This is a genomic window from uncultured Campylobacter sp. (genome assembly GCF_938030785.1).
Lineage (GTDB): Bacteria > Campylobacterota > Campylobacteria > Campylobacterales > Campylobacteraceae > Campylobacter_B.
In genome coordinates, this window is sequence record NZ_CALHIK010000044.1 from 12,180 (window position 1) to 38,671 (window position 26,492).

Here is a 26,492-nt window from a genome sequence, read left to right on the forward strand (position 1 = left end):
CGAGGAGACCCCGCTTTCAAGCGGAGCGTGAAATTTTAACGTGCGGGCGATACATAGGTGCCGTGAGCGTAATTTTGACGCGTAAGTAAAATTTTAATATGAGATTAGAATTTTAATGCACAGGTGCTACACTGACGCTGTGGGCGGAAATTATAGTGCATAAACGAAACATCGCAAATTAAATTTTTGCGATGTTTATAGTAATCTACGCGGCAAGTTGGAATTTACAGCCTCCGCTAGCGATAAAATTTTAGCAGCATGAGCTGGTGAAGCTTGGATGCGGTGGAAATTCTAACAGCGCAACGAGTAAAATTTAAGAGGGCGCCGCTTTCAAGCAAAGCGTGAAATTTAATGGGGAAATTTAACGAGCTTTAGGCTCGATGAGCCCAGAGCTCGGTCGGTCGCACAAAAATTGAAATATTTAAAACTCGCCTTTAACTGCGGCGATCCATTTATCGGCCCTCGCCTGCCAGTGCTCGTCGCCCTTAAAATCGATCGTAAGACCTACAAATTTGCCGTTTATGAAGGCGCGCGAATGTTTAAATTTATAGCCCTCCGCGCCCCAAGCGCCGATGAGATCGGCCTTTTTAAGCACTGGCAAAAACGCACTCATACCGCTGCAAAAATCGCTGCCGTGGCGCTCGACGTTGCCAACGCCTATGAGCGCGACCTTGCGTCCGTCAAAATCGGTTTTATTCAAAAGCTCCAATTTGTCGTCAAATTTAGCCTGGATCTGTCCGTCGCCGTGCGTCGAAGCCGCAAAAATAAACGCGCCGGCTCCCGTCAAATCCTCCTCGCCAAGCTCTTTGGCCTCCTTGATCTCAAAGCCGAGCTTTGAAGCGATGTATTCGCTCACGACTTTCGTGTCGCCGCCTTTGGTGGCGTAAACTAATAGTTTTTTCATTTTTTCTCCTTAAAAATAAGAATGATTCTAACAAAATAAGATAAAATCTCAGTTAAAATAGATTTTGCGCGGCAGGTTCGGCATAGTCAAATGCAGTAAATTTTAGAATTTTAAATTTATGAAATTTAAAAGGCAGATTAAAATTTAGCGCGGCGTATGAAGTATTAAATTACGGCGGAGAAAGCATTAAATTTTATGAAGCGTTAAATTTACGAATCAATGAAATTTTATCCAAGAATTTTATAGCGGCGAAAAGTATTTTAGGATAAAGTAAGCGTAGGTCGGATGATTTTGTGAAATACTCGCAAGGCGCACTATGTGTGCGCCGCAGCGAAGTATTTTTGTAAAATCATCCATAAATTTTAGAAAATTCTAAATATCTCTCAAAGATCAGCTTACCAGTCTCGTTGCATCTTGGATATTGATATTTAGTCCAAGCTGTTCGTTGCTTAGCCCAAGAGCAAGGCCTACCAGCTGAGATAGGTGGATGATCGGCTTTCTTGCCTTGGAGTTCATCGCTTCTTGGTATCGCTCCTGATAGATATCTAGCTGCATCTGACATAGCGGACAAGGAGTAACTACTACGTCCGCTCCGTTTTCGCCCGCATTATTTACGATCTCGCTTGACATCTTTTGAACCGACTTTACCGCAGGATAGCTAGCATGAAAGCCGCAGCAATCAAGGCGTTTTTCAAAAGGCACGATCTGAGCACCAAGTGCGCTAACTACCGTTTCAAAGCTTTTCGGATTGGTTGAGCTTTCTTTTTTAAGCTCGCGCTCCGGTCTTAATGAATGGCAGCCGTAAAATAGAGCTACTTTTAAATTTGTTAGCGGTCTCGTGACCTTAGCTTTTAGAGTGTCTAAGCTTTGATATAGTACCCAAAGCAGACTTGTTATCTCGGTGCTTCCCTGATACTGCATACCGCCCTCTTTTAAAAAGGTATTGATATAGCTTTTGGCTCCCTTATCCAACGCAAGCTTTGCTTTAGTTAGAGTTAGCATACAGGTGGAGCAGGTAGTTAGCAGAGGCATATTCATACCCTCGGCTAGCGCGATGTTTCTAGCATTGGCTACCAAGCTTGCCATGGGATCGACGCATTGAGCTTGACTAGCCCCGCAGCAGCTCCAGCCCTTTATCTCGTGAAGTTTAATACCCAGTACCGGAGCGATCGCTTCAAGTGAAATTTTAGATTCCTTTGCGGCTTGACTTAAAACGCAACCCGGGAAAAATGCAAATTCGTTATTCATCTTCTCCTCCTTATTCTATCTCGCCGCTAGCTTGAGCTTTGCGTGCGGCCTCTATCATCTTAACGAGCTGCGCATGTCCCTCGATCTCCTCTTCGCCGAAAGCATGAAGAGGATTCATCTTGCCTGCCATCATCAAATTTGCCGCTACATCCATCTTGCCCATATTGGCAAATACGCCTTCGCTTCTTAAAGCGAGCTTGATCTCGTTTAATCTTCCGCTTCCTTCTACGATGTCTAGCAGGAACGCCTCCGCGTGACCAGGGCCGCTTCCTGCGGTTAAGCCCTTTTTCATCGCTAAGGCGCGAAGTGCGGTGATGTCGCTTTGAGCGCTTATGCCTTTAGGACAGCGATCGGCGCACTCTTGGCAGTGCACGCATAGCCATAATCCGTTTAGCACTGCAGGCTTTAGATGAGGCATAGCGTCCCTGCTTCTTGAATCAAACGCGGCGCGGTTAGCATGCGTGAAAACAAAGGGCTGCATATAATCGCTCGCGTCCGCTTCTAGCTTATTGCATTCGCTAGCGCAACATCCGCAAAGGATACAATCCCACTGCTTTTTGACGCGCTCCATCTGCTCCGGGCTTTGCTTACAGCCCTTATCGGCGCTAAATTCTTTCTTAGGAGTAATAGTAGGCTTGATCTTTCTTAAATTCTCGATACTAGGCTCCCAGTCCACCACCAGATCCGAGATCACTCGAAAATTATTTAACGCAGAGATCGTAAAGCTATCGGGGTTTTCATACTCCGCAAGCAAAGCCTCCATCTTGGTATCGCAGGCAAGATATGAGTGTCCATTTACCCTTACGGCACAGGCTCCGCATATCGCCATACGGCACGCTGCGGTAAAATTTAAAGTGATGTCTAAATTTTGCTTTATAAATTGCAAAACTCCAAGCAGGGTCTTTCCTTTGATCTGCTCCAAACTAAGCTCATAGGCTTGCTTATAATTTTTGCTTCCGTCGAAGCGGTCTATGATAAATTTCATTGAGGTTTCCTTCCGTCAAGAGAGAATTCCGTAACGACGACCTCTTTGTAGCCCAAGCTTAGCTCTCCTGCGTCGTTCATCGTCACGATACTGTGCTTTAAGAAATTTTTATCGTCGCGCTTCGGATAATCCTCTCTGGTATGCGCGCCGCGGCTTTCAAGCCTCTTTTGCGCAGCCAAACACGCACAGCGCGCAAGCAGGATTAAATTTCCAAGCTCGACGTAGTCGGTAAATGCGGTATTCATAACCGGATTTGCATCCGCGACGCGTAGCTCGTCGTAGCGCGCTCTGATACCCTCTAAATTTTGCGAAAGCAGATCAAGCTTTTCGCCGGTTCTAAAGATACCCATATTATCCCAAAGCTGCGCGCCTAGCTCTTCGCGCAACTCATACATCTCGCCTGCCTTGCCCGAGCCGTTTGCGATCTGCTTAAATTTAGCCTGCCATTTTTGCGCCAGCTCGCTCGCTCTTTTACCCGAGCCGAAGCCATCCTGCTTCGCAGCATAATCCGCTGCGCCGAGTCCTGCGAGCTTGCCCGTTACGACGGCGTCGGTTAAAGAATTTCCGCCCAAGCGGTTTGCGCCATGGATCGAGATACAAGACGCTTCGCCAGCAGTGTAAAGTCCCGAAATTTTAGTACTCATATCGTCAAATTTAGACACTTCGATACCGCCCATAGAATAGTGCGCCGTCGGACGAATCGGGATCGGCTCCTCGATTAGATCGATACCCTCAAACAAAATAGCGGTGTGTCTGATCTTAGGAAGGGCTTTTAAAATTTTATCTTTTCCGAGATGTCTTACGTCAAGCAGCACGTATGCGCCGAGCCCCTCGCCGTATCCCCTGCCCTCGCGGATCTCAGTTTCGATCGCGCGAGCTACGACATCGCGCGGCGCAAGCTCCATCTTTTCGTGGTAGTTTTTCATAAAGCGCTCGCCTTTGTTATTGAGCAGATATCCGCCCTCGCCGCGCGCCGCTTCGGTAATGAGCGCGCCGCCGCTTTTGATACCTGTGGGATGAAACTGCACCATCTCCGGATCGCTGAATCCAAGACCCGCGCGCAGTGCAGCCGCGATACCGTCGCCGGTGGCGATATAAGGCACCGAGGTGCGGTTGTAAAACATCCTCGTGTATCCGCCCGTAGCAATTACCAAGGCTTTGCAAAGCACCGGATAAAAATCGCCGGTTTGGATATTTCGAAGCACGACGCCCTCGCATTTGCCATCAGGCGCGCTGATCTCAAGCAACTCGTGATCGATTAGAAATTTCACGCCGTTGCTAACCGCATCGTCAAAACAGGCGTGCATCAAGATATGACCCGTCTTATCGGCGGAGTAGTTGCATCGTTTTTTAGACGCGCCGCCCATAAAGCGCTGCGCTACGCCGCCCGGGACGCCGTTTTCTTTGCCGTCCACGCCGCCGCTGGCATTTCTAGAAAACAGCGTGCCGATATAATCCATCTCGGCAATCGTAGGGCCCGCAAGCTCGCAAAATTTAATCGCGGCGTCCTGATCTACGAGATATGCGCCGCCCTTTACGGTGTCGTAGGCGTGAAGCTTGTATGAATCGCCGCCACTGAAACTCGTAACGCCGTTGATACCGCCTTCCGCCATACAGGTCGCGTTACGCGAAGGCATCATCTTCGTAGCAACGACTACGCTAAGATTTGGATTACTCTTTCTTACCGCTACGGCTGCACGCAAACCCGCGCCTCCCGAGCCGATAACGAGTACGTCCACACTAGGAAGGCCGCCTTCGTTGCCGCCGTCCGCGCTTTTAGCCTTGTCGGTATCCACGCAGCCGCTAAGGCTAAGCGCGCCGACGCTGATACAGGCCGATTTTAAGAAATCGCGTCTGTTGAAATTTGATTCACTCATTGTACTTCCTTGAAATTTCGTTGAATGGCGGAGCCAAAACAGAATTTTGATTGATTTTATAGATTATATATTATCAATTCTTTAGGTAAATTGAAATTCTTAAATATTTTTTAGTAAAAAAAGCTAATTTTATCTTTAAGTTAAAACAGATGGTTTTTGTATATCTTACTTTATGAGATATGATTTCAAGGGTGTTTTACTTTGATATTTAATTTTATTTAATTTCATAAAATTTTGAATTATCATATCATTTTGATAATACCGCCGCGCGATAACCGTCGGTATAATCTCACGCTGTATAATAGCGGAAATCCATTTTAAGGAGGATATTATGCGAAATTTCACATTATGTTTGATCGCAATGGTAGCACTTTGCGGCTGCGCGACTCCACAGGATCGATACGGCGGCGACGTTTATAATGCAGGCGAAACAAACCGAATGAGGCAGAGCGATCAGATCGAGATCATCGACGTCCTGCCCGCCAAAATCAACGTAGAGCGCTCCGAGGGCAATACGGGTAAAATTTTAGGCGGCGTCGCTGGCGGAACCACGGGCGCTATCATCGGGCATAAGCTCGGCAAACATAGCAGCAGCAAGCGCTTAGCCGAAACCGTAGGACTCATAGGCGGCGCAGCAGTGGGCGCGGTCGCCGGAGATGCGATCGAAAACTCCCAAAAAACGGTGCAAGGCTCCAACATCATCTATAAATTTAAAGGCAAGGAGTACTCATCGGTGCAAGCCGATCCGCCGTGTAGATTTAGGCGCGGCAAGGCCAAACTGATCCACATCGGCAACGAAACGCGGGTGCAGCCGAACTCGGGATGTTAAATTTAAAGCCGCCCAAAGCTTGCGGTGGAATTTTAAAATTTCACCGTGATGTTTAAAATTTCATCGCGGCGTTTAAAAATTTAGAAGCGATGTTTTAAATCCCAAAGCGGCGCGATCTTTGAAAATGGCGCCGCCGAATTTAACGGACGATCGAAATTTTAACTCTGCAAAATTTTAAGAGCCCGCTAAAATATTTTAATATATAATCGCCGCTTAAAAACATGGAGCGGCGATGAAAACATTCTATCTTAAAATTTCAGTGCTCGCGTTTATAATGGCGTTTGCAGCGATCCCCGCTGCTGCAAAAGCAAGCGTAGATCATTTAGAGACGCAAGAGGAAAAAGATTTAGCGATTGCTTGCGATAGCGGCAACGGAAAATATAGCGCATGCACGAAGCTAGTCGAAATTTTATCCAAAAAGTGCGACGACGGAGATTACGAAAGCTGCGGGACTGTCGGAATAATATTTACGGATTTGGGTCAATATGAATTCTCATCCGCTCCTTTGATTAAGGCATGTGAAGCGAACATTATGTCTTACTGCTCTCATCTTGCCATTAGTGATATACTTTTTACGGGAAATCTTGAAAGAGCCGCTAAGGTTTTTGACAAAATTTGCAAACAGGGAATTTCAGAGGACAAAAGGCTTGCTTGCAGCATCAAGAAAGAGATTGAAGACTGCTCTAAAGATGCAAAGTGCGATCCGCTAATGAAAGCCAAAGATACTATTAAAGGACTATAACTATGAGAAAAATTTTATCATTAGCACTACTTTTATCTATGCCTTTGCTGGCAAAAAACGATATAGACATTGATATCTCTGCCGCAATAAACGATACAAACTTAAAAAATTTAGCGAATAAATGCGATTGGAACAAAGGTGATTATGAAGCTTGCTCGATATTAAAAGATACTTTATCGGCAAAATGCGACGAAAAAAATTTTGAGAGCTGCGGTGCATTGGGAATTTTATTAATATATTTGCGCAGAGAGGAAGACGCGACAAAAGCGCTAAATAAAGCTTGCGATACCGGATTATTAAATTTTTGCCTAAATGCAGGAATGCACGATTTGTACTATACGGGCAATATAAAAAGAGCATTTGTAAATCTTAAAAAGGTATGCGATGCCGCAATAGAGCCTTCGAAGAAAAAATTAGCTTGTAAGATGAGCTATGGTTTGGAGCCGTGTTTAAATGATAATGAATGCAATCCGGTAAAAAAAGCTAAAGAACTTTTAGATCAAGATTAGTTTAAAAACATAAAATTTTGGAATAAATTTTAAATTGCGGCAGCGTTAAAGCTCAATCCGCTAGCCGTTAAGCTCAAAACTCCGTCTTAAATTTTATTCCTCAAGGCTCCGCCGAGGCTTAAAATTTTAAATTTTCCACGCTTGCTCGCATCCGTTCAAGCTGCGCGTAAAACTCGCCCGAGTAGGCGAAATTCCTCTCTATCGCGCCCATTTTGCCGACGCTTACGAAGCGCCCCAAAGGCACTCCCGATCTATCCGCGACGCAGCAAGCGAGCGTGCCGCAGGTATCAAAAAGAATGTATTTTATGATCTTTACGATCCCCGCAGCAGGCGCCAAATACGCCGACGTGCCCAGCAGTTCGCCGATCTGCGCGCCGGCGCGTTTGGTATTTTGCACCGCGCGTTCGAAAATTTCATCCGAAATTTCAAATCCCAGCTCGTTTTTAAGCGCGATCATCTCTTCGCTATGCGGGCCCACGATCGCGCTTCTCATCGATGAAATTTCCTTGCCGCTCGCTCGCGCGAGTTCAAATTTAAGCCGCGCGCCGTCTAGCTCGCCCGCCATGCCGATGACTCGCTCCTTTGTAAACCCGCTGGCCTGCAGCGCCGCATAGACCATCATATCAAGCGGATTGGTTACGACGATGATGATGGAGCTAGGCGCATATTTTGCGGCATCTCGCGCGCATTGTGCGACTATGACGGCGTTTACGCCAAACAGCTCCTCCCTACTCTGCCCCGCCTTTCTTGCGTGCCCCGCCGTGATCACGACGATGCCTGCGTCCGCTATATCGCTAGGCTCCGTGCTAGCGCTTATGCGCAGGTCGCGCTCATAAACCGCCGCCGCATGGGCTAGATCTAAAGCCTTGCCGCTCGCGATCCGCTCTACAGCATCCACAAGCGCGATACTATCTACCTTTTCGCTTAAAGAATCGCTTACGATAAGATCGTTCGCTACTGCCGCGCCGATGTTTCCGGCGCCGAATATCGCTATTTTCATTGTTATCTCCCAAATATCGGCCCGCATTTTTATAACTGCGGGGGTTAAATTTTAAAATTTAAAGACGAAACCTCGTTTTTTAAATTTAATGCCGAAACGGACTTAAATTTTACCTCTGCGCTTTTACGTTGCGCTCGTGCTCGGCTTGCGTGCGCGCAAAATCGTGAAGCCCCGTCTTTTTATTTCGCATAAAATACAGATACTCGCTCTTTGCGGGCGCGAAAACGGCGCGTATCGCATCGCGAGAGACCACGCACACCGGCTCTTTGGGAAGTCCGTCGTTGAGGTAGGTGTTGTAGTGGCTGGTATCGGTGCGGATGCGCTGCGGAGTGATTTTGACGTGCGAAAACTCGCCGTAATTCAGCGTGCCGTCCATCTGAAGGCGCATATTTTTGGCTAAGCGGTTGTCGATGACGGAGGCTACGAGCGGCATCTCATCTGCGTTTGCGGCCTCTTTTTGAATGACCGAAGCCTTGATCAGCACCTGCTTCCACGCCGTGGCGTTGTAATCGCCGCTAAGCTCGCGCGACAATCCTTCGTGGAATTTTTGCGCGCTTGAAACAAGGTGGTCGATGATATTTTTTTCGCTTTCGTTTTTGCTAATTTTGTAGGTTTCAGGCACCAAAAAGCCCTCGTAAAACGGCGCCGTGGCGTTGTATTCGCGCTCAAGCTCGCTAAAGCTTAGCCCGCGATCTTTCGCAAGCTGTTTTAAAAAGACGATCGTAGTCTCGCCCGGGATCAGCTTAATTTCGTTCATAACGGGCTTTGCGACGCTTAGCTCATACAAAAATTGGTATTTGGGCAAATTTTCGCCGCTAAGCTCCAGCTCGCCGGTTTTTGCGCCGCCGTAAAAAGAAAGCAGCCTCGCGTCGAATTTGCTAAATTTAGGATAGCTCTTTGAGAGTTCGGATAAAATTTTCGTTGAGCTGCCCTGGCCTATCTGCACGGTTTTCGCGTTGCCGACGCGTTCGTGTAGATCAAAGCCCACGGCCAAAAGTAAAATAGCCGCAAGCTCGATACAAATGCACGCCGCTTTGATGAGCTTTATAAAGAATTTCATGCGTTCCTTTCAAAATTTAGCTGAAATTATAGGCAAATAAGCCAAAATTTTGAATAAATTTCATATTATAAGCGCAGTTTTTCGGCACGCTCGATTTGGTTTTGGGCGGAGTTTTTTGATGGGGCGATGATGTTTAGAACTTTGGCTAGATTTTTTTTGTGCATAACCATACTTTTTATAATCTGTGCGGTAGGCCTAAAGCACGGTATAACGATTTCGCAGCTGGACGTGGGCTTTGCAAAGCTTGAGGGGTTTTATCTCAAGCTAAATAAAGGTCTCGTGCTGCGTATCAAAAATCTTGAAATTACGCAAAATAATACACAAAATTTAGAGCAAAATTCCACCGATCTGCGTACGCAAAGCGAGAAAATTTTGGAATTTAGCAAAAAAATCTCGCTCATCAACTCCTTTTTTGAAGAGATCGACGTGCAAAATTTAAAGATCAAAGGCGAAAGTCTAAAGCTAAAATACAAAAGCGACGTTTTTTACGCCGACACGCGGTTTTTTAGGCTAAACTCGAAGATCACGCCGAGCGCAAACGGGCTGAACTTCGATCCGATCGAACTTGAACTAAATGATTTTAATCTCACTCTGCACGGCACGGCGCGAGCAAATTTCAGAGCCGATACGTATGATTTTAACGGCATCTTCGCTTCGCACGAGATCGCGGGCGAGCTTGACGTGCACAATATCGGCTCGGAGCTAAATATCGAGATAAACCGCGCCTCGGCCTTGAGTCTGAAAAATTTTATGAATGAGCTGGGTGCGCTTACGGGACTAAATCCTCTTGCGAACGAGTGGATCTACGGCAAGGCGGTCGCGCAAAACTACTATATCGAAAATCTGCACGCCAAAATCGATCTGAAAGACCCGCGCCAGATCGCAGAAAATGTTAGCGCCACGGCCTACGCGCAGGATCTTACGATAAAATTTCAACCGCAAATCGAAGCCGTAACGGTAAAAGACGCCAACATCACGCTTAAAAACGATTTTCTAAGCTTCACGCTGAATGAGCCTAAATTTAAAGGCAAAAGCCTGGAGGGAAGCGGCGTGCGTATCGGCGGGCTATTTGAAGAGAGGCCGATCGTATATCTGGATCTGCGGACTAAAGAGAGCTTGGGCAAGGACCTTGTAGATATTTTGCAAAGCTACGGCATAGACGAGCCCGTATATCCGCTAGGCGGCGGGATCGATGCGCGCGTGCTGATAGACGTGGACGTCGAAAAGGAAAGCGCCAAGGTCGATGCGAACGTGACGCTAAAAGACGCCGATCTGATGATCTCTAAAGCGAAATTTCACTCCAAAGCCGCGCGGGTGCACATCACCGAGAAAAAAATCGACATCAAAGACGCGAATCTACAAAATGAAATTTTTAACGCCACGGCAAGCGGCAGTATCGATATCGCCACGCGCAAAGCTAAATTTAACAGCGTTATTCATAGCTTCAATCTCTCCCCGAACGGCAAAGAAATTTTAAAATTTGGCGACGCGCGAGATAATATGAGCCTTGATTTTAGCGGCAAAGCGCCGGTGCTGAGCTCGCAATTTTTAGGCGCGAAGATGAGCTTCGGCGAGCGGATCGAGATTAGCTCGCCCGATATTAGCGGAATTTTGCCATTTTCTAAGACGCTTAAAAACGCGGGCATTAGCGGCGGAGATCTTAAAATTTTAACCAGCGATTTTACAAACTTAGATATCAGCAGCAGCAATCTCATCTTTGATTTCGGTCTGCTGAACAAGGACGGAAGCCATTATAAAAACGACTCTTTCGCGCTTCGGGTGCGCGGCGGCGATCTGGAAGGCTCTAGCGGAAGCGGTAAAATTTCTCTTAAAATAAACAAAGGCGGTAACTTCGTCGCTCTAAAAGACGTGGACGTCGCGATCAATACGAGCGTGCAAACCAGCGAGTTTAATAGCGGCACGAAGGAGCGCTCGCCGATAAATTTCAGCGGGCAAAATTCTTCTATCGTGCTATCCGATCTTAATAAGACGCTGAAATTTACACACTTTAACGGCGTACTGGACGGCAAAAATATGAACCTGAACGCAAGCTTTAAACGCGGCGACGTGAAGTTGATCTTTAAAAAGAGCTTGCTTCAAATTTTTGCGCAAAACATCAGCGGCGAGGCGCTTAATCAATTCCTGGGCTCGCAGAGCTTCGACGGAGGGGTATTTACGCTGAAAGCAAGCGGCATCGATCCGCGAAACTACCGCGGCGAGATCAACGTGCAAAACACCTATCTGAAGGACTACATCATCTATCAAAGGCTGCTTAGCTTTATAAACTCGGCGCCATCGCTGCTTACGTTTAAGACGCCCGATTTCAACGATCGCGGCTTTAGCGTGCAGAAGGGTAAAATTTACTTTCGCCGCAGCGGCGATAAAATTTACATAAACGCGATGAATTTTACCGGCAGTAGCGCAGATATCGCGGGCAACGGCGAAGTTGATATAAAAAGCGGCGCGCTGAATATCGATCTGGAGCTTAAATACCTCAAAGACGCAAGCTCGATAATCTCAAAAATTCCGCTTCTAAATCATATCATCTTGGGCGAAAACAACACGATCTCCACGATCATCGAGATTCGCGGCACGACGAAAAAGCCCACCTACTCGACCGCCGTTGCGACCGACGTGCTAAAAACGCCGTATAATCTCATCAAAAACACGCTGATGCTGCCTTTTGTGATCTTCGGCGACAGCGAGGAGAGCAAATGAAATTCCCGCTCGATTATAAGGATAGCTTTGAAAAATCGCTGCTGTTTTGGCTCGTAAAATTCGTACGCTACAAGCTAAGCGCGCTATCGAATAAGGAGCTGAAAAACGACGCGTTGTTTCGCCGCGCGAGCCTGGCGCTAAATCACGAGGTAGCAAATATCAATGAACTCGAGCGACTCGCAAAAGACGCACGAAATGCAGGCCTTACAGGCATCAATACCTATTTTAACCCGCTTAAAAAATTTTACGAAGCTATCATGCAGTACGGTCTTGAGAGCATGAAAAATATCGACGAAGAGCTTTTGAGCGAAATTTTAGCTTCCATTACGGGCGGGCTGAGCGATGCGAGCAAAAAAAATTACCGAATCGCGCTGATAAATTTTTTCGGCTTCATCGACCGCCAAAACGAGCAGGACGGCACCTCGCACAACTACGGCATCGAGCTTAAGCACTGGGGCGGTATTAGCGGCAGCCGCGGCACGAAGCTTCCTGAGTTTATGAGCGAGGAGGAGTTGAAGCGGTTTTTGGACGCGATAAATCTAAGCGAGTTTCCCTCCTTTGCTCATCGCAACCGCCTAATCGTAAAAATCATCGTCTACACCGGCATCCGCGTGGGCGAGGCGATAAATTTAAAGCGCAAAGATATCGCGCCAGAGGGCGATCTTTTCATCATCCGAATCCGCGGCAAGGGCAATAAATACCGCATCGTGATGATCAAACGCCACCTAATCGAGGAGCATCTAAACGCTCTGGAGACGAATTTTGCAAACAAAGAGGGCTATCTTTTCGTCACCAAAAACGGCGCGCCGCTTACTCAGGCCTACGTCAGCGGCATCGTGGAGAAAATTTTAATGAGCGCGGGCATCCGCAAGGAAAAAAACGGCGCTCACATGCTGCGCCACACCTTCGCGACGATGCTTTACAAAAAGCAAAAGGACCTCGTGCTCGTCCAAGAAGCCCTCGGCCACGCGAGCCTCAATACTTCGCGCATCTACACCCACTTCGACAGCGACAAGCTGCGCCTTGCGGCGAAAGTTGCGGAGGAATTCGAAGAGTGAAATTTTAAAATTTGCGGCGGAGCGAGGCTTGGTTAAGCATGAGTTCTTTTACGCTCGCGAAATTTGGCAGATTTGATATGTTTGATGCGAGAAGTTTGATATATTTTATGCGCGTAAAACTCGGCGGCGCGAAATTTAATAGGTTTGATTGCAGGCGAGCATGGTAAGCGCGGAATTTGATGGGCTTGATGTGCACAAAACCTAGCGAGGAAAAGTTCGGCACGTGTAAAATCAGACACACAAGAGATATACGGATGCCACTTTTAGCGGTTTCGATGCGCGCGCAAGGTCTAAATTTAAAATTTTACTTTGCGGTTTTGAGTTTTCTAATTCTAAAATTTTATCTTTTTAAAATTTAAACACAGCGCGGAGCTATCGGCGCTTAAAAATCTGTATCACCTTAAAATTTCGCCTTTTAAAATTTAGCTTTGAAATTTTAAGGGCAGCGAGTTTTGCGGAGGCAAGACCGCGCAAGCCGTATCTGAAATTTATCTTGAAATTTTAAAGCGTAAACTTATCGGCAACGTACGCTTTCTGCGCTATGCAAACTTTTAAATTTAGCCGAACTGTTGGATTAAAACGAAGAAATTTCGCCCAAAAAGGGCGAAATTTCATTTCTTAGGGGATAAGAAAAGGAGTTGTGGGCTAAAAATTTAGCCCGAGATTTCGTCAAATCCGCGACCTACGCGGGAAAAGGAGCAAAAGACGAAATCTCGCGCCAAATTTATCAGACTTCAAGAAGCCAAACTATCCATCAAATTTTAACAAAGCCTGCGTTGCACCGAGTCTGTCGTAAATTTAAATTTAGACCGCATTTAAATTCCGCGCAAGCCAATCTGCACAAACTTAGCCATGCAACGATCATGCGTAAATTTACGACCGCTTAAGATCGCGCGCTTTGCTTAAATTTTAAAGCGCAGCGCAACACAAAATCGCACCGTGATATGAGCGGCGTTAAATTTAAATCGCCGCAACTTTTAATTCTACCGAACGTAAAGCCCTAAATTTAGAGGCTTTGCAGGCACTTGTTTACTGCGCCCGCAAAGCCAAATTTTTAGGCTTAAACGAGCCTTTGTTTTTTGAAATACTCGCGCGGAGCCTTGCAGAGCGGACAGGCGCCGGGAGCTTTCTTGCCGCGATGAACGTGGCCGCAGACCTCGCACACCCAAACTTCCTCGTCGAAGCTCTCGAAAAAACCCTCTTCTAGCAGGATCTTTTGAAGCTCGTTGTATTCGCGCTCGTGCTCCTCCTCGACCTTGCCGATAGCGTTAAAAAGGCGCGCTACCTCTTTTTTGCCCTCTTCGGTCGCGATTTCAGCGAAGCTCGGATACATGCTCTCGTGCTCGTAGCGCTCGCCGACGGCGGCATCGAGCAGATTTTTATCCATCTTATCAAGCGGAATACCTGCAGCCGCGTGATGTGCCTTTAGCTCGGCTCTGGCGTGCCATTTTTCGTTTTCGGCAGCCTCGTAAAAATGTCGCGCGATGGCGTGAAAGCCCGCCTCTTTAGCCAAATCGCCGTAAAGATCGTATTTGTTGCGCGCTTGAGATTCGCCTGCGAACGCTTTCATCAAATTTACCTGCGTCAGATCCTCGGTGATACATTTCATCGGCTCGCCGCAGCAGCTAAGCGTACCGCCGCCAACTTTTTGAACTTCGACCTCCGCGCCGCACTTGTCGCATCTGTAAGTTTCGTACTGTCTCATTTTCAACTCCCCTATCAAAGATTTTGCGGAATGATACCACAGCTACTATTAAATTTTACTTAATAAATTTTATTCTTTTCATAAAAGTTTATATTTTGAGAATTATAAAGTAAAATTTTCGGCGAAAAAACCTAAAATTCAGCTACTTTTCGGCTACTTTTCGGTTTTGACTAATCGCCGGCAAAATTTAATTCATCTTTTAGGATATTTTCAAGCAATGAGCCAATATACATAAGGCCGAGCTTAAAAATACATAGCGATATAGGTGGCAGTTTTTGAATTTTGGCTTAAATTTTCTCTCAAATCAAAGATGATCAAAATTTCATGGCAAATACACGCAGCCATCCGATAGGTTACGGCATTCGGATAAAATTTGGACAAATTTAATCTCTTGGAGCTTGGGCTTTAAATTTCTTTAAATTTAAAGATGAGCGTTGATAATTCTAAAATAAATTTAGCTCAGATCGCTAATTTAGCGTGCTTTAGCAAACGTTCTACGGGCAATCAAACATCACGATTCTACCGCTATGTTCGGCTATATCGATAAAATTTTTCGCTTCAAATTCCAGCCCGCAAATCGCACACGGCGGGAATTTTCCTATCGCTCGCTCGCCCAAAAGCTCGCAAATTCCGCCTATTGCGGGATTATGCCCGACGATAAAGATAGGCTCGTCCGCGCCGTTTCGGCTCGCTCTCAAAATATCTGCACCGGGCGCATCTTTTGGTGCGCCTTCGCTCGAAAAAATATCTTTCTTATGCGATTTTTCGGCACCGCTCACTGCGCCATCACCCGCGCGGAAGCCTTTTAAGCGACCTTTTCTGCCATGGTTATTTTCGCCACAGCCGTTTTTATTTGAGAAGTCATCGCCCGCTATAAATTTATCGGCAGCGGGATCGTCCAAGTTTAAATTTAATCCGCCCGCATCGTCCAAGCCGCGAACAAACTCCGCCAAATCCCACAAATTTATATCATAAAGCTCGCGCGAAACTCTTAAAGCTCGCGACGCGCCCAACGCGGCTGCGATGATTCGCGCCGTCGTAAGTGCGCGAACTGCGGAGCTTGCGACGATGAGGCGCGGCAATAAATTCTCGCTGCGTAAAAGCTCGCCCAGTCTCATCGCATCCTTTTCGCCTTTAGGGCTTAGCTCTCGCTCAAAATCGCTTCTGCCGCCGCTTTGCGCTTCGGCATGCCTAATAAAATATATCCTTTTCATCTGCGCCCTTTCATAAAATTTTACATAAAATTTCGCGCTAAATTCTACAAAATTCTAAATCTTTTCTGGATCAGTCCGAAGCCGTAACCGACCGCAAAGCCCGCTATGTGCGCGTACCACGCCACGTTTACGCCCATTAGCATCGGCAGGAAGCTCATCAGCAGTATCGCGACGAAGATCCCGCCCGCGCCTCGCCTGTCAAAGCACGCGATGATACCCAAAAGCACGCATATTGCGCCGCTTGCGCCCACTATATTTACGAGCTCGCCTCTACTTAGCGCGTACCAAACGTAAATGAGGCAAAGCGCGCCGGTAAGCAGGCCGCCTGCGATGTAAAGCAGCGCAAATTTCACCCCGCCGAACGCCCGCTCCAAAATCCCACCGAACTGATACAAAACCGCCATATTCATCGCCAGATGCGCGATGCCGCCGTGCATAAAAAAGGAGCTTAGAAGCTGCCACGGCATGCCCTCGAAAAAGTATGGATTGAGCCCGAAAACCATGTAGGATCTAAAGCCCCAAAGCTCCTCCAGCGCGAATGAGAGCGCGAAGAATAGGACGTTTAGCACGATGAGAGCGAGCGTAAATTTGCCTGATTGCATAAAATTCCTTAAATTTTCCGCGCATAGTAGCGAAATTTCGGTTAAATTTACGATGAAATTTCGCGGCCGTGCTTTATAGCAAGATTGAAGTTGATTTAAAATGGCGCTATCTGCGATGAAATTTAAAAAGGCGCGACGCGTGCACGTATGCTCTCTCCAACGCAGAACCGACTTTGTGTTACGTAAAAAAACGCGCTGAAATTTTAAGCGTAAATTTTAAATTAAATATGAAAGCTACGCATTTATTTTATCGCGTATCGCGCTTACTCGTTTAAGCGCTTCGCATTCGGACAAGCTTTGAAATTTGACGCAAATCTTGCGGGTTTCTCGCGGATTTAAATTTTTAAATTTAGGCTTTAATTTAAATTGAAAATTCCGGCGGGCTTAAATTAGCTTTGAAATTTTAAAATTCTATCCAGCCTTAAATTTAACAATTAGAATTATGTATTTCGCAGTGTTTCGCGCGCGTGGATACTAAGCCTGAGCGCAAACCCTACACGCAATTCCCCGTATCAAATTCCACGCTAAAATTTTAAAATTACCCCTAAGAAATTTCAGAAATTTTAATCGTTCACCCGCCCGTATCCTGCGAAGCGATTCGACGCCAGACAGCTTATGCGGTCTCTGCCGCAGCGGACGATATAGCTATTTTCCATCTTTCGCCCCGCAATGTGGACGTTCTTTTTATTTAAATTTACAAAATCCGCTTGATTTCTACCGCGGGTATTGTGGACGAATTTCACGCGTCCGTCGGGATATATCTCGCGCACGATGCCGATGTGGCTGATCTCGTTGCTAATCTTGCCTTTATTGGAGCGCAAAGTGTTTTGAAAAAACACCAGATCCCCTACCCGCGGCGTATTGCTCAATAAATTTTTGCGGCTGTAATAATTATAGATCGCCTGGGATTTGCGTCCGTTAGTGAAGTATTTCGGCAGATCCTTCGAGTTAAAAAACAGCTCGTCGTGCTTGCTGTTTAGCACGGTGATAAACCCGCTGCAATCTCCTCCCGCGCGAGTGCCGGTATAACCGTCCACCGACGCGATTAGCGGGCGGTTGAACTGGCTTCCTGGTATGGAGGTTATCCCCTCTTCGCGATCGTTTAAGACATACTCCTGCTGACTGCCCGCGGACGGGGTTTTTGAGGAGCAACCGACCAGCAAAAACGCACCCAAAGCGCAGATAATTATTCCTTTCATTTATATCCTTAATTAAAATTAATAGCGCAATTTTAGCGCCTGGCGGTAACAAAATGGTAACTTTAAAGCTAAATTCTGTATAATTATTTAAATTTTACACGGAGAAATCATGCATTATCTACGAATTAACGGAGGCAAAAAACTAAGCGGCAGCGTCAAAATAAGCGGCGCAAAAAACGCCGCACTGCCGCTCATAGCTCTATCTATCCTTTCAAAAAACGAAGTCGTAATTAAAAATTTACCCGCAGTTTCCGATATCCACACGCTAATTCAGCTACTTTCAAATTTAGGCGCAAAGTGCGAGTTTATTGACGCCAACACCGCCAAAATCGATCCGCGCGAGATAAACTCGACCAAGGCGATCTACGATATAGTGCGCAAAATGCGCGCTTCGATCTTGGTGCTGGGGCCGCTTTTGGCGCGATTTAGACACTGCGAGGTAAGCCTTCCAGGGGGCTGTGCGATCGGTGCAAGACCGATCGATCTACACCTTAGCGCGCTTGAAAAGATGGGCGCGGAGGTTAAGATCGAGCAGGGTTACGTCGTTTGTACCGCAAAAAAAGGGCTTAAGGGCGCGACTATAAATTTTGACAAAATTACCGTCACCGGCACCGAAAACATCGTAATGGCGGCAGCTTTAGCAAGCGGCACCACGCATATCATAAACGCGGCAAAAGAGCCCGAAGTAATCGCCGTTTGCAACGCATTAAAAGGCGCAGGCATCGACATAGAGGGCATCGGCACAAACGAGATCCTCATCAAAGGAAGCGGCGGCAAGCTTTTAGATTTAGGCGAAATTTCAATCATCCCCGATCGCATCGAAGCGGGTACCTATCTGTGCGCAGGCGCGATCACCGGTTCCCGCATCACGATCACGCACGCTTGCGCGGCTCATCTTGGCGCCGTGCTTGCAAAATTTGAAGATATGGGTTTTAAATTTGAAATTTCAAGCGGCGGCGACGAGATAACGATCTTGCCCGCTTCAAAGATCAAACCAGTTGAGATCATCACGAGCGAATATCCGGGCTTTCCTACCGATATGCAGGCGCAGTTTATGGCGCTTGCGTGCATCTCCTCGGGCGTCAGCACCATCGACGAGAGGCTTTTTGAAAACCGCTTTATGCACGTAAGCGAACTTTCACGAATGGGCGCAGATATCCGCCTAAACGGACACATCGCGACGATCAGCGGCAGCAAGCTAAACGGCGCGGACGTGATGGCTACCGATCTGCGCGCCAGTTCGGCGCTCGTTTTAGCCGCCCTTGCGGCGCGCGGCGAGAGCAAAATACATAGAATTTACCACCTAGATCGCGGCTACGAAAAGCTCGAGGAAAAGCTTAGCGCGCTCGGCGCGAGCATAGAAAGGCTAAAAGAATGATAGATATTTCAAATGCGATAGAGCTTGCTTTGGGACGCGTCCTGCCTCTTCGCGGCACTGAAGTTTTAACGCTAGAGGATGCTTTGGGGCGGGTTTTGAGCGAGGATATTACGGCGCGTAAAGATATGCCTGGCTTTGATAACTCCGCGCTGGACGGATATGCCTACAACAGCGCCGCCGTGGATAAAATTTTAAAGATAAAAGAGCCTACGATCTTTGCCGGCGATAAAAATTTTTACGAAATTTCAGAGCTACAGGCTCAAAAGATCATGACCGGCGCACCGATGCCAGCAGGCGCAGACGGCATTGTTAGGCTTGAGGACGTGGAGCCTAAAAACGGCGAGCTACGGCTGCCGCAAGATATCAAAATCGGCGACGGCTTTCGCAAAAAAGGCGAGGAGGTGCGCGCGGGCGAAATTTTACTCCGCGCATCGGAGGTGCTTAGCCCCGCAAAGATCATGCTTTTAGCCGCGCAGGGAATCTATGAAATAAGCGTCTTTACCCTGCCGAAAATCGCTCTGTTTTCCACGGGCGACGAGCTTAAAGAGCCTTGGCAGAGCGCGGACGAGCGCGAAATTTACAACGCCAACTCAAGCGGAATTCGCGCGCTATTAAGCGAGGCGGGCTTTGCAAGCGAATATTTAGGCATAATCCGCGACGAAAAATCCGCCGTGGTAGAGGCGCTGAGATCGGCTTGCGAGAAATTTGACGTCGTAATCTCAAGCGGCGGAGCTAGCGCCGGAGAGGCTGATTTTATGCAAAAAGCGCTCGAGGATCTGGGCTTTGCGAGAGTTTTTGATCATATCAACGTAAAGCCCGGCAGACCTACGAAATGCTATGAAAAGGACGGTAAATTCGTCTTTGCGATGGCTGGCAATCCTTTGGCGGCATTTATTCAGACCCGCGTGCTGTTTTTGCCGATTTTGCGAAAAATTTCAGGCGAAGGCGGCGAATGCCTAAATCCCGAGCCGATACTCGCTACGGCAAAGGGCAGGATCAAATCCAGACCTTCCCGCATCGATATAACTCTAGGCATCTACAAAGACGGCGGATTTACGCCCGTGCAGACGCAATCGGGAATGATAAAACCGCTCTCGCTTTGCACCCATTATTTCGTATCGTCCGCTTCGGGCGAAACGGCGGAAAAGGGAGAAATTATAAAAATTTATGAAATTTAAGCGAGAAATTATTGACAAATGAAAATTTATAGGTTAAAATCGCGCTTCATCTTTACCGCATGCGGGAATAGCTCAGTGGTAGAGCGCAACCTTGCCATGGTTGATGTCGCGAGTTCGACTCTCGTTTCCCGCTCCATTTCAACTTCAAATTTTAAAATTCTTTCCGTTCCGCTCGCTTTTAAACCGCAAAATTTCGATATGAAAGCCTTGAAATGAAAATTTTAGTTTGCGTAAGCGGCGCCAGTTTCTGCGAGATCGGGCTTGATCTGCTTAAATTTCTCGCTAGCTCGCCGCATGAAATCCACGCCGTGCTTACGCAGGGTGCGCGCCGCGTCCTGCGCGCCGAAAGCGGCATAGACGCGGACGAGGTCTTAAAATCCGCGGAATTTCAAAATATAAAATTTCATCTCGATACCGATTTGGGCGCGCCGCCCGCTTCGGGCTCATTCGGCATTGACGCAGTGATCTTTGCGCCCTGCTCTATTGGCTCTTTGGCTAAAATTTACGGCGGGCTTTGCGACAGTTTAAGCACTCGCGCCGCCGCAGTCGCGCTGAAAGAGCATAAACGGCTGGTTTTGGGCGTGCGCGAGATGCCGCTTTCTACGATCAGCCTGCGCCAGATGAGCGAGCTAGCCGCGCTCGGCGTCATCATCGCTCCGCCCGTGATCGCAGGCTACTGCGGCGTGCAAAATTTAAAAAATTTCATAATCGGCAAGTGGTGCGACGCGCTAGGCGTGCAAAACGAGCTGTTTAAGAGGTGGCAACAATGAAAAATCACAAATTCTGCATCTATCCCGGCACCTTCGATCCCGTCACGAACGGACATCTGGACGTCATCGAGCGCGCAATTAAAATTTTTGATAAGGTCATCGTCGCAGTCGCCGCGAGCGAGAGCAAACAGCCATATTACAGCCTGCAAAAGCGCATCGAAATGGTAAAAATTTCTACGGCAAAGCTGAAAAACATCGAGGTTATGGGCTTTGATAACTTGCTCGTCGATTTTGCCAAAAGCCACGGCATAAACGTCGTGATCCGCGGGCTTCGCGCGGTTAGCGACTTTGAGTACGAGCTGCAGATCGGCTACGCAAACGCCGCGCTTTGGGATGAGCTCGAGACCGTTTATCTGATGCCGAGCCTCAAAAACGCCTTCATCTCAAGCTCGATCGTGCGCTCTGTTCTTAGCCACGACGGCGACGTTAGCAGGCTCGTTCCGAGCGAAATTTTAGAAATTTTAAAAAGATAGCTCGCGGCTAAATTTAGCCCGTAGGTGCGGCTAAATTTAAAATTTACAAGCTGCACGGGAGATAAAATGAACGAAGCAATGGATGAGATAGAAAAGCTGCGAGAGCTTTTTAAAAGCGCGAAAAATGACTACGAAGCCCTAAAAAAGAGAGCCGAAGCACAGGCCGTAAGCAGGCGCTGGGCATCAAATCAGTATTTAAATTTTGAGCCGTTTTATTTTGAGTTCAACCACTTCTCAAAAGGCAGGGTTTTAAAAGAAGCGCCCAAAAAGATCGCAAACGCCTACGAATACGGCTTTGACGCGCAAGATCGCGCCGTTTTTGAGAGGCAGTATGTGAGCGAAAAATATTTCTACGAAGAGTTTTATTTTTGGCAGCGGGATGAAATTTTAAGCTACCGATTTGATTATTACGATAAAAAATGCGTAAACGTAAAAAGATTTGTCTATGAGGATGGCGTGCTAAAGTCCATCTACTCGGCTTTTGCGAGCAAAGGCTACTGGATAGAAAATTTCGCTTACGAAGGCGGCAAGCTCGCGCAAAAGCAGTGGCGCGGCACGGATCCATACGGAGGTAAATTCGACCGCGTCATAAACTACGAATTTGACGCTATAGGCGAGCTAAGCTTAATAGTCGAGGGCGGCTACGTGCACTACAGAAAACCGGATAAAAAAATGAGCTACAAAAAGCTCTATGAGCTCGCCGCTCAAAGGCTGCTGCCAGCGGTTAAAGAGACGATCAAAAAGCACGCGCCCGGTTGCAAGCTCTACTGCATAAATTTAGCCTACGACGACACGGGCTCGCTGCCGCCTCAGATCGGATTTGGCTCGCAAGAACAGCGCGCACAGTGGCTTGCGCAGGGCGACGACGATAACTGGATCGTTTGGAACGTCGCCGATTACGAGTTTCAGGCTGAGATAGACGAGGACGACGAGACGGCAAATCTTTTTGATCTTTTCAATCAAGAAACGCGGCTAAACGGCAGATATCCACAAGCCAAAAAGCTTATTTTGGAGTGCGCAAAACAGCTCAAGGCGGATATCGGCGAGCTCAGGCTCGACGTGAGCGAAGATTTTGCGCTCGTAGCGAGCGATTATGATCTTAGCGATCTGCGGAAAAATTTCAAAGCGATAAATCCAGAGCTTGTAAGCGCGTATAAGGGCAAAATTTAAAATTTCATCGTCGCGATTTTATCATCGCACACAGCGTTTGCCCGCCTGTGCCGCTAGGCAATGCGCTCCACTCTGCACGACGCTGCTGCCCCTGCTCCGCCCGAAGTGCCGCCCATTCCGTCTAGCACCATCCGCTTCGCAAGCACATATCCTGCTATGTATAATGGCGCCCCACCTCGCCCGACGTGCCATTCTATCCGCACGGCGCGCTGTCTTTATCGACCGGCGCCCCGCTCCGCTCGGTACGCGCTCCTTAAGCGCAAATTTACTCCTCGCTGTGTTATGCGACGCATCCGTCCGAGCGCCAAATTTAACCGCGAGCTGCGCCGCAAAAATCAAAAACCGAGCAAAGCGTCCGATAAAATTTTACGCCGAAAGATCAAAAGTGGTTCGCACAAGCTCGCGCAAAAGCCGATTTGGAGGCGAAATTTTACGCTCAGCTGCTTAAAAAAGCCGCTATTTAGATATAAATTTGTAAAATAGTGCACAAATTTAAAGGCGAAAAATGTATGTAATATTCGAAGGTATCGACGGCGTGGGCAAAAGCACGCAGATAGCGCGGCTGGCGGCGGCTTTTCCGCAAGCGATCGTGACTAAGGAGCCCGGCGGCACGAAGCTCGGCGAGGCGGTGCGAAGCCTCGTTTTGGGCGAGGATTTTAAGTGGCGGCGCGGCAGCGTAAATCTGCGCGAGGTCTGCGGCGAAATTTCAAAGCGCGCCGAGCTGCTTTTGTTCCTCGCAGACCGCGCCGAGCACTACGAGCGCGTGATAAAGGGCGGCGCGGACAGGCTCGTGCTAAGCGATCGCGGCTTCATCTCGGGGCTTGCCTATGCGCTGGCAAACGACGAAAACGCGGATCTTAGCGAGCTTATCGCGCTTAATAAATTTGCACTTGGGGGCAAATTTGCAGATAAAATCGTGCTGTTTTCGGCGGACGAACAGCTCGTCAAGAAACGGCTTAAAACGCGCGCTAGCAGCGATATAATCGAAGCTCGCGGGCTAAAATATCTAATGCGCGTGCAGGAGCTGATGGCGCAGGCATGCACGGCGTGCGGCGTTGAGACCCTGCAAATCGACGCCGCACAGTCCGAAGAAGCGATCTGCGATCAGATAAAAAATTTCATACTTTCTTAAAATTTTAAGACGCGGAATTCTGCCGCGAGAATTGATTTCTGAGCTCTGCCGTGAAATTTTAGCTATGGAATTCCGCTCATAAAATTTCATCTTCGAATTTCGTTATGGAATTTTACAGGAGAAATTCTAGGTAAAATTTCATGGGCGGAATTTGTTTTATAATTTCGCGGCAAAATTTCGCCATAGAATTCTGTCTTAAAATTCTGCCATAGACCGAAAGGGCGCGGGATTTCATAAGCGAAATCTTGCACGGAATTTTAATCCGCGGATTTGCGGGTGGAATTCCGCTTAAGCTTTAGATTGAAAGGATAATGATGAAGACGTTAAGGTTTGTTTTACGCAAGGTTTTTAAATTTATATTTCTGTTTTGGGTAGTCATAAGCTCGCTTTTCGGCACCTTTATGATCGCATATCAAGTTTTTAGTCGCAATTACGAGAGCTGGATGCGACTTTATACTTTTAGCGGCGCCAGTGTGGAGCTGCAAAACTTTACAATCGGAGTAAGCTTGGACTCTACGACCGGTGGTGCAAGATGGGTACATCGAGAGGGGGATCCAATGCCAGATTTCCCCGATGATAACTCCACGGGCGCTCCGTATGAGCTAAATATAAAATTTAACCATATAAATCGCGAAAATACGCCGAAGATCGTGCTGAAAAATACCAAGCTCGAGCAGGAGAAGAGCGGGCGCGTAGTATTTGAAAGGGATGAACTAGAGGCGCCGATAGAGGTTGGCGAATACAGCGGCATCGCAAGCGCATCGGTAAAAATCCCTGGTATCGACTCCATCCACATAAGGCATAAACTAAGCACCGAAATATGCGTGCCTGGCGACTCCTGCACTAACTTCGTACACTACTTCTCGCCGCGCAAAAGCGCGCAGGTTACGGCGGTGCTTAGGGCCTTTTAGCCGCGAGAAATTCGGCGCGGAATTTTAAAGGCGCCCCTCTCGTATTTAATCTAAAATTTCGCGGAAATTTAATAAAATTTCGCCGCAAGACTGCGCCGAAGCCGGAGCTAAATTTAAACCACGACGGCAAAAATTTTAACGGCAAAGCAAAAATCTAGCGCTAAATTTAATAAATTTCGCCGATTAAAACAAAGGAGAGCGAATGGCTTACGTGACATACGACAAGGCAAAATGGCACTGGGGCGCGGCAAATGCGCCGACCGACATCCCGCAGGAAAACGGCGCGACGCACATCGCGTTTTTCTTCCGCTGGTGCATGGAGCGCAAGCTCTATTCCAAGGACTTTGCGGCGGATTTCGCGGACGATATATCGCGGATGGACGATAGCTTTGATTACCGCCGGTATTTTTTTGGCGCGATGGACGGCGTGCTGAGCAGCGACGAGCTAAACACCGCAGGCAAGGCCTTTGCGAAAGCCTACTACACCACGGACCGCACGAAATTTGCCAAAACGCACGGCTGGTATTTGCAGGACTATTGCGACTTCGTGGCGCGCAAATTCGGCGATAAAAACTTCGACAACGCCTATTTTTACATAGAAAATTCGCCGCAAAATTACGCCGAGATCAAAGAGATCATCGATCGCCGCTACGAGGAATTCTTGAGCTTCAAGGCGGCGAAGTAGAAATTTTACCGCGAAGCTTAGCCTGTTTAAAATAGACGCCTAATCCGAAACGGCGCGTGATCTGCACCGCGGTAAAATTTAAAATTTTACGCAATGCGTTAAATTTTTGCTTGGTGCATAAATTTCGGTGGCGCTTTAAATTTACATAGCATGCCGCGAACCGGCGCGACGCATCGCAAATTAAATTTTAAAATCCAACCGCTGCGCAGTGCGGGATACATTAAACTTAGCGGTGCGCGGCGATAACAGGCTTGCAAACGGCCCGCCTTTTGATTGCGCGAGCAGACGCCCTCGGACGCGAGATATGTTATAATTTCGCGAAATTTTAAAATTTACGTCAAAGGAGCAAAGATGGACAAGAGGGTGCCTACCTATCTAGCAAATCACGTATTTAACGTAACTCAGGATGATTATCTAAATGCCCAAATCAGATCCCACGCAGGCGGCGAATACTTTGAAATTTATTATTTCGGCGAGCTTTTTCGCGGTGAAACTTTGCCGAACGATTACATCGCCGATTTTTACGACGACAAGGGCGAGCTCGTACCGTGCAAGCTCGTAGCCAAATGTGTGAAAACGGGCGAGGAAATTTTACTTTTTGACGGCGCTGCGCACGGCTACAACGCGATGTTTTGCGACGAGCTTGACGCAGAAAAAGTAGCCCGCCGCGAGCTTGTGAAATTTAACCTACCGCCGTGCAAGATCCGCTTAAAATTCGGCTACAGCACCCTCTACGACGACGAAATGGACGAATACGAAACGGATGAGCAAGGCAGGGTTCTGCTGATAAACGGCGGGGCCGCCTCGTGGGATGAGGTTAAAGCAAACGGCTTTGATTATATCGCCGTAAGCTGCGAGGATGAAGCGGGCGAGATGACGGAGATACTTTCACTTGAGCTTGCATAGTCAACCAAATTTAATAGCGACCTTTTGGGCTTGCCTTTTTGGCCGTACTTCGCCAAATTTAAATTTATCTTGAAGCGTATTTTATTCTGCGGCGCGCGATGTAAATAAATAGAACCGATACGAAACCGCGAGCGGCAGGGCTTAAAATTTAGGAAAATTTAACTATAATCGCCGCAAAAATTTGAAAATTTTAAAATTTCACAAAGGATTTTATCGATGATCAAGGCACTTCGCGGTAT

24 protein-coding genes and 1 tRNA gene are annotated in these 26,492 nt (G+C 47.5%); 15 read left to right on the forward strand and 10 right to left on the reverse strand.

Annotation, left to right across the window (positions count from 1 at the left end; all coding sequences use genetic code 11):
* Positions 1-421: 421 nt before the first annotated feature.
* The 4 genes from Q0438_RS02280 to sdhA all read right to left on the reverse strand — a co-directional run bounded on the left by Q0438_RS02280 (position 422) and on the right by sdhA (position 5,014).
* On the reverse strand, positions 422-904 hold the full coding sequence (locus tag Q0438_RS02280; RefSeq protein ID WP_299186879.1) for a flavodoxin domain-containing protein: 483 nt from the start codon (positions 902-904) through the stop codon (positions 422-424).
* Positions 905-1,294: 390 nt separating this feature from the next.
* Positions 1,295-2,152: an 8-methylmenaquinol:fumarate reductase membrane anchor subunit gene (sdhE, locus tag Q0438_RS02285; protein ID WP_299186882.1), complete on the reverse strand. Its 858-nt coding sequence runs from the start codon at positions 2,150-2,152 to the stop codon at positions 1,295-1,297.
* Positions 2,153-2,162: 10 nt separating this feature from the next.
* A complete protein-coding gene (gene sdhB, locus Q0438_RS02290; RefSeq protein ID WP_299186885.1) occupies positions 2,163-3,137 on the reverse strand; it encodes an 8-methylmenaquinol:fumarate reductase iron-sulfur subunit in 975 nt (324 codons plus the stop codon).
* Positions 3,134-5,014: an 8-methylmenaquinol:fumarate reductase flavoprotein subunit gene (sdhA, locus tag Q0438_RS02295; protein WP_299186888.1), complete on the reverse strand. Its 1,881-nt coding sequence runs from the start codon at positions 5,012-5,014 to the stop codon at positions 3,134-3,136. The genes sdhB and sdhA overlap by 4 nt, the downstream gene beginning before the upstream one ends.
* 331 nt (positions 5,015-5,345) lie before the next feature.
* Here sdhA and Q0438_RS02300 point away from each other — a divergent pair, with 331 nt between their 5' ends.
* The 3 genes from Q0438_RS02300 (at position 5,346) to Q0438_RS02310 (ending at position 7,094) form a co-directional block, all read left to right on the forward strand.
* A complete protein-coding gene (locus tag Q0438_RS02300) occupies positions 5,346-5,843 on the forward strand; it encodes a hypothetical protein (RefSeq protein WP_299186891.1) in 498 nt (165 codons plus the stop codon).
* Positions 5,844-6,075: 232 nt separating this feature from the next.
* Positions 6,076-6,585, forward strand: coding sequence for a hypothetical protein (locus Q0438_RS02305; protein WP_299186894.1), 510 nt, complete (start codon positions 6,076-6,078; stop codon positions 6,583-6,585).
* Positions 6,586-6,587: 2 nt separating this feature from the next.
* Entirely contained in the window at positions 6,588-7,094 is a 507-nt protein-coding gene (locus Q0438_RS02310) for a hypothetical protein (RefSeq protein WP_299186897.1), read from the forward strand.
* Positions 7,095-7,212: 118 nt separating this feature from the next.
* On the opposite strand, the gene Q0438_RS02315 is transcribed toward Q0438_RS02310, so the two are convergent.
* Both Q0438_RS02315 and mltG read right to left on the reverse strand, forming a co-directional pair.
* A complete protein-coding gene (locus Q0438_RS02315; protein ID WP_299186900.1) occupies positions 7,213-8,094 on the reverse strand; it encodes a hypothetical protein in 882 nt (293 codons plus the stop codon).
* A gap of 109 nt (positions 8,095-8,203) precedes the next feature.
* Positions 8,204-9,154: an endolytic transglycosylase MltG gene (mltG, locus tag Q0438_RS02320; protein WP_299186903.1), complete on the reverse strand. Its 951-nt coding sequence runs from the start codon at positions 9,152-9,154 to the stop codon at positions 8,204-8,206.
* Positions 9,155-9,283: 129 nt separating this feature from the next.
* On the opposite strand from mltG, the gene Q0438_RS02325 reads away from it, so the two are divergent.
* Positions 9,284-11,872, forward strand: coding sequence for an AsmA-like C-terminal domain-containing protein (locus Q0438_RS02325; RefSeq protein WP_299186906.1), 2,589 nt, complete (start codon positions 9,284-9,286; stop codon positions 11,870-11,872).
* Positions 11,869-12,930, forward strand: a complete 1,062-nt coding sequence (locus tag Q0438_RS02330; RefSeq protein WP_299186910.1) for a tyrosine-type recombinase/integrase — start codon at positions 11,869-11,871, stop codon at positions 12,928-12,930. Before Q0438_RS02325 ends, Q0438_RS02330 begins: the two co-directional genes overlap by 4 nt.
* A 1,060-nt stretch (positions 12,931-13,990) precedes the next feature.
* Here Q0438_RS02330 and Q0438_RS02335 read toward each other — a convergent pair.
* The 4 genes from Q0438_RS02335 to Q0438_RS02350 all read right to left on the reverse strand — a co-directional run bounded on the left by Q0438_RS02335 (position 13,991) and on the right by Q0438_RS02350 (position 17,650).
* The gene (locus Q0438_RS02335) at positions 13,991-14,635 is read right to left on the reverse strand and encodes a ferritin family protein (RefSeq protein WP_299186913.1); all 645 of its coding nucleotides are present in this window, start codon (positions 14,633-14,635) and stop codon (positions 13,991-13,993) included.
* Positions 14,636-15,129: 494 nt separating this feature from the next.
* A complete protein-coding gene (locus Q0438_RS02340) occupies positions 15,130-15,849 on the reverse strand; it encodes a histidine phosphatase family protein (protein WP_299186916.1) in 720 nt (239 codons plus the stop codon).
* Between the two features lie 44 nt (positions 15,850-15,893).
* Positions 15,894-16,451: a rhomboid family intramembrane serine protease gene (locus tag Q0438_RS02345; RefSeq protein WP_299186919.1), complete on the reverse strand. Its 558-nt coding sequence runs from the start codon at positions 16,449-16,451 to the stop codon at positions 15,894-15,896.
* Between the two features lie 563 nt (positions 16,452-17,014).
* Positions 17,015-17,650 carry an NlpC/P60 family protein gene (locus Q0438_RS02350; RefSeq protein ID WP_299186922.1) on the reverse strand — a complete coding sequence of 212 codons (636 nt, stop codon included), beginning with the start codon at positions 17,648-17,650 and terminating at the stop codon, positions 17,015-17,017.
* Positions 17,651-17,759: 109 nt separating this feature from the next.
* On the opposite strand from Q0438_RS02350, the gene murA reads away from it, so the two are divergent.
* From murA to Q0438_RS02400, 10 genes are all read left to right on the forward strand, one after another.
* A complete protein-coding gene (gene murA / locus Q0438_RS02355; protein WP_299186925.1) occupies positions 17,760-19,028 on the forward strand; it encodes a UDP-N-acetylglucosamine 1-carboxyvinyltransferase in 1,269 nt (422 codons plus the stop codon).
* A complete protein-coding gene (locus Q0438_RS02360; RefSeq protein ID WP_299186928.1) occupies positions 19,025-20,206 on the forward strand; it encodes a molybdopterin molybdotransferase MoeA in 1,182 nt (393 codons plus the stop codon). Before murA ends, Q0438_RS02360 begins: the two co-directional genes overlap by 4 nt.
* A gap of 61 nt (positions 20,207-20,267) precedes the next feature.
* Positions 20,268-20,342: transfer RNA gene (locus Q0438_RS02365), tRNA-Gly, on the forward strand.
* A 76-nt stretch (positions 20,343-20,418) separates the two neighbouring features.
* Entirely contained in the window at positions 20,419-20,976 is a 558-nt protein-coding gene (locus tag Q0438_RS02370; protein WP_299186931.1) for a UbiX family flavin prenyltransferase, read from the forward strand.
* Entirely contained in the window at positions 20,973-21,449 is a 477-nt protein-coding gene (gene coaD / locus Q0438_RS02375; RefSeq protein ID WP_299186933.1) for a pantetheine-phosphate adenylyltransferase, read from the forward strand. Before Q0438_RS02370 ends, coaD begins: the two co-directional genes overlap by 4 nt.
* A 66-nt stretch (positions 21,450-21,515) precedes the next feature.
* Positions 21,516-22,619, forward strand: coding sequence for a hypothetical protein (locus Q0438_RS02380; RefSeq protein ID WP_299186934.1), 1,104 nt, complete (start codon positions 21,516-21,518; stop codon positions 22,617-22,619).
* 505 nt (positions 22,620-23,124) lie between these two features.
* The gene (gene tmk / locus Q0438_RS02385) at positions 23,125-23,751 is read left to right on the forward strand and encodes a dTMP kinase (protein ID WP_299186936.1); all 627 of its coding nucleotides are present in this window, start codon (positions 23,125-23,127) and stop codon (positions 23,749-23,751) included.
* Positions 23,752-24,065: 314 nt separating this feature from the next.
* Positions 24,066-24,662: a hypothetical protein gene (locus Q0438_RS02390; RefSeq protein ID WP_299186939.1), complete on the forward strand. Its 597-nt coding sequence runs from the start codon at positions 24,066-24,068 to the stop codon at positions 24,660-24,662.
* 202 nt (positions 24,663-24,864) lie between these two features.
* Positions 24,865-25,347 (forward strand): hypothetical protein, encoded by a 483-nt coding sequence (locus tag Q0438_RS02395; protein ID WP_299186942.1) that lies wholly within the window; start codon positions 24,865-24,867, stop codon positions 25,345-25,347.
* Between the two features lie 351 nt (positions 25,348-25,698).
* Positions 25,699-26,253: a hypothetical protein gene (locus Q0438_RS02400; RefSeq protein ID WP_299186945.1), complete on the forward strand. Its 555-nt coding sequence runs from the start codon at positions 25,699-25,701 to the stop codon at positions 26,251-26,253.
* The last annotated feature ends 239 nt before the right edge of the window (positions 26,254-26,492 follow it).

What these genes read in the sequence shown, in the direction of transcription:
- Q0438_RS02335 (WP_299186913.1), bottom strand. Translation starts at nt 14,635, where the DNA reads ATGAGACAGTACGAAACTTACAGATGCGACAAGTGCGGCGCGGAGGTC.
- sdhE (WP_299186882.1), bottom strand. Translation starts at nt 2,152, where the DNA reads ATGAATAACGAATTTGCATTTTTCCCGGGTTGCGTTTTAAGTCAAGCC.
- coaD (WP_299186933.1), top strand. Translation starts at nt 20,973, where the DNA reads ATGAAAAATCACAAATTCTGCATCTATCCCGGCACCTTCGATCCCGTC.
- Q0438_RS02370 (WP_299186931.1), top strand. Translation starts at nt 20,419, where the DNA reads ATGAAAATTTTAGTTTGCGTAAGCGGCGCCAGTTTCTGCGAGATCGGG.
- Q0438_RS02350 (WP_299186922.1), bottom strand. Translation starts at nt 17,650, where the DNA reads ATGAAAGGAATAATTATCTGCGCTTTGGGTGCGTTTTTGCTGGTCGGT.
- mltG (WP_299186903.1), bottom strand. Translation starts at nt 9,154, where the DNA reads ATGAAATTCTTTATAAAGCTCATCAAAGCGGCGTGCATTTGTATCGAG.
- sdhB (WP_299186885.1), bottom strand. Translation starts at nt 3,137, where the DNA reads ATGAAATTTATCATAGACCGCTTCGACGGAAGCAAAAATTATAAGCAA.
- Q0438_RS02310 (WP_299186897.1), top strand. Translation starts at nt 6,588, where the DNA reads ATGAGAAAAATTTTATCATTAGCACTACTTTTATCTATGCCTTTGCTG.
- Q0438_RS02360 (WP_299186928.1), top strand. Translation starts at nt 19,025, where the DNA reads ATGATAGATATTTCAAATGCGATAGAGCTTGCTTTGGGACGCGTCCTG.
- Q0438_RS02340 (WP_299186916.1), bottom strand. Translation starts at nt 15,849, where the DNA reads ATGAAAAGGATATATTTTATTAGGCATGCCGAAGCGCAAAGCGGCGGC.
- Q0438_RS02400 (WP_299186945.1), top strand. Translation starts at nt 25,699, where the DNA reads ATGGACAAGAGGGTGCCTACCTATCTAGCAAATCACGTATTTAACGTA.
- Q0438_RS02300 (WP_299186891.1), top strand. Translation starts at nt 5,346, where the DNA reads ATGCGAAATTTCACATTATGTTTGATCGCAATGGTAGCACTTTGCGGC.
- Q0438_RS02325 (WP_299186906.1), top strand. Translation starts at nt 9,284, where the DNA reads ATGTTTAGAACTTTGGCTAGATTTTTTTTGTGCATAACCATACTTTTT.
- murA (WP_299186925.1), top strand. Translation starts at nt 17,760, where the DNA reads ATGCATTATCTACGAATTAACGGAGGCAAAAAACTAAGCGGCAGCGTC.
- Q0438_RS02305 (WP_299186894.1), top strand. Translation starts at nt 6,076, where the DNA reads ATGAAAACATTCTATCTTAAAATTTCAGTGCTCGCGTTTATAATGGCG.
- Q0438_RS02315 (WP_299186900.1), bottom strand. Translation starts at nt 8,094, where the DNA reads ATGAAAATAGCGATATTCGGCGCCGGAAACATCGGCGCGGCAGTAGCG.
- Q0438_RS02390 (WP_299186939.1), top strand. Translation starts at nt 24,066, where the DNA reads ATGAAGACGTTAAGGTTTGTTTTACGCAAGGTTTTTAAATTTATATTT.
- Q0438_RS02345 (WP_299186919.1), bottom strand. Translation starts at nt 16,451, where the DNA reads ATGCAATCAGGCAAATTTACGCTCGCTCTCATCGTGCTAAACGTCCTA.
- tmk (WP_299186936.1), top strand. Translation starts at nt 23,125, where the DNA reads ATGTATGTAATATTCGAAGGTATCGACGGCGTGGGCAAAAGCACGCAG.
- Q0438_RS02330 (WP_299186910.1), top strand. Translation starts at nt 11,869, where the DNA reads ATGAAATTCCCGCTCGATTATAAGGATAGCTTTGAAAAATCGCTGCTG.
- Q0438_RS02280 (WP_299186879.1), bottom strand. Translation starts at nt 904, where the DNA reads ATGAAAAAACTATTAGTTTACGCCACCAAAGGCGGCGACACGAAAGTC.
- Q0438_RS02380 (WP_299186934.1), top strand. Translation starts at nt 21,516, where the DNA reads ATGAACGAAGCAATGGATGAGATAGAAAAGCTGCGAGAGCTTTTTAAA.
- Q0438_RS02395 (WP_299186942.1), top strand. Translation starts at nt 24,865, where the DNA reads ATGGCTTACGTGACATACGACAAGGCAAAATGGCACTGGGGCGCGGCA.
- sdhA (WP_299186888.1), bottom strand. Translation starts at nt 5,014, where the DNA reads ATGAGTGAATCAAATTTCAACAGACGCGATTTCTTAAAATCGGCCTGT.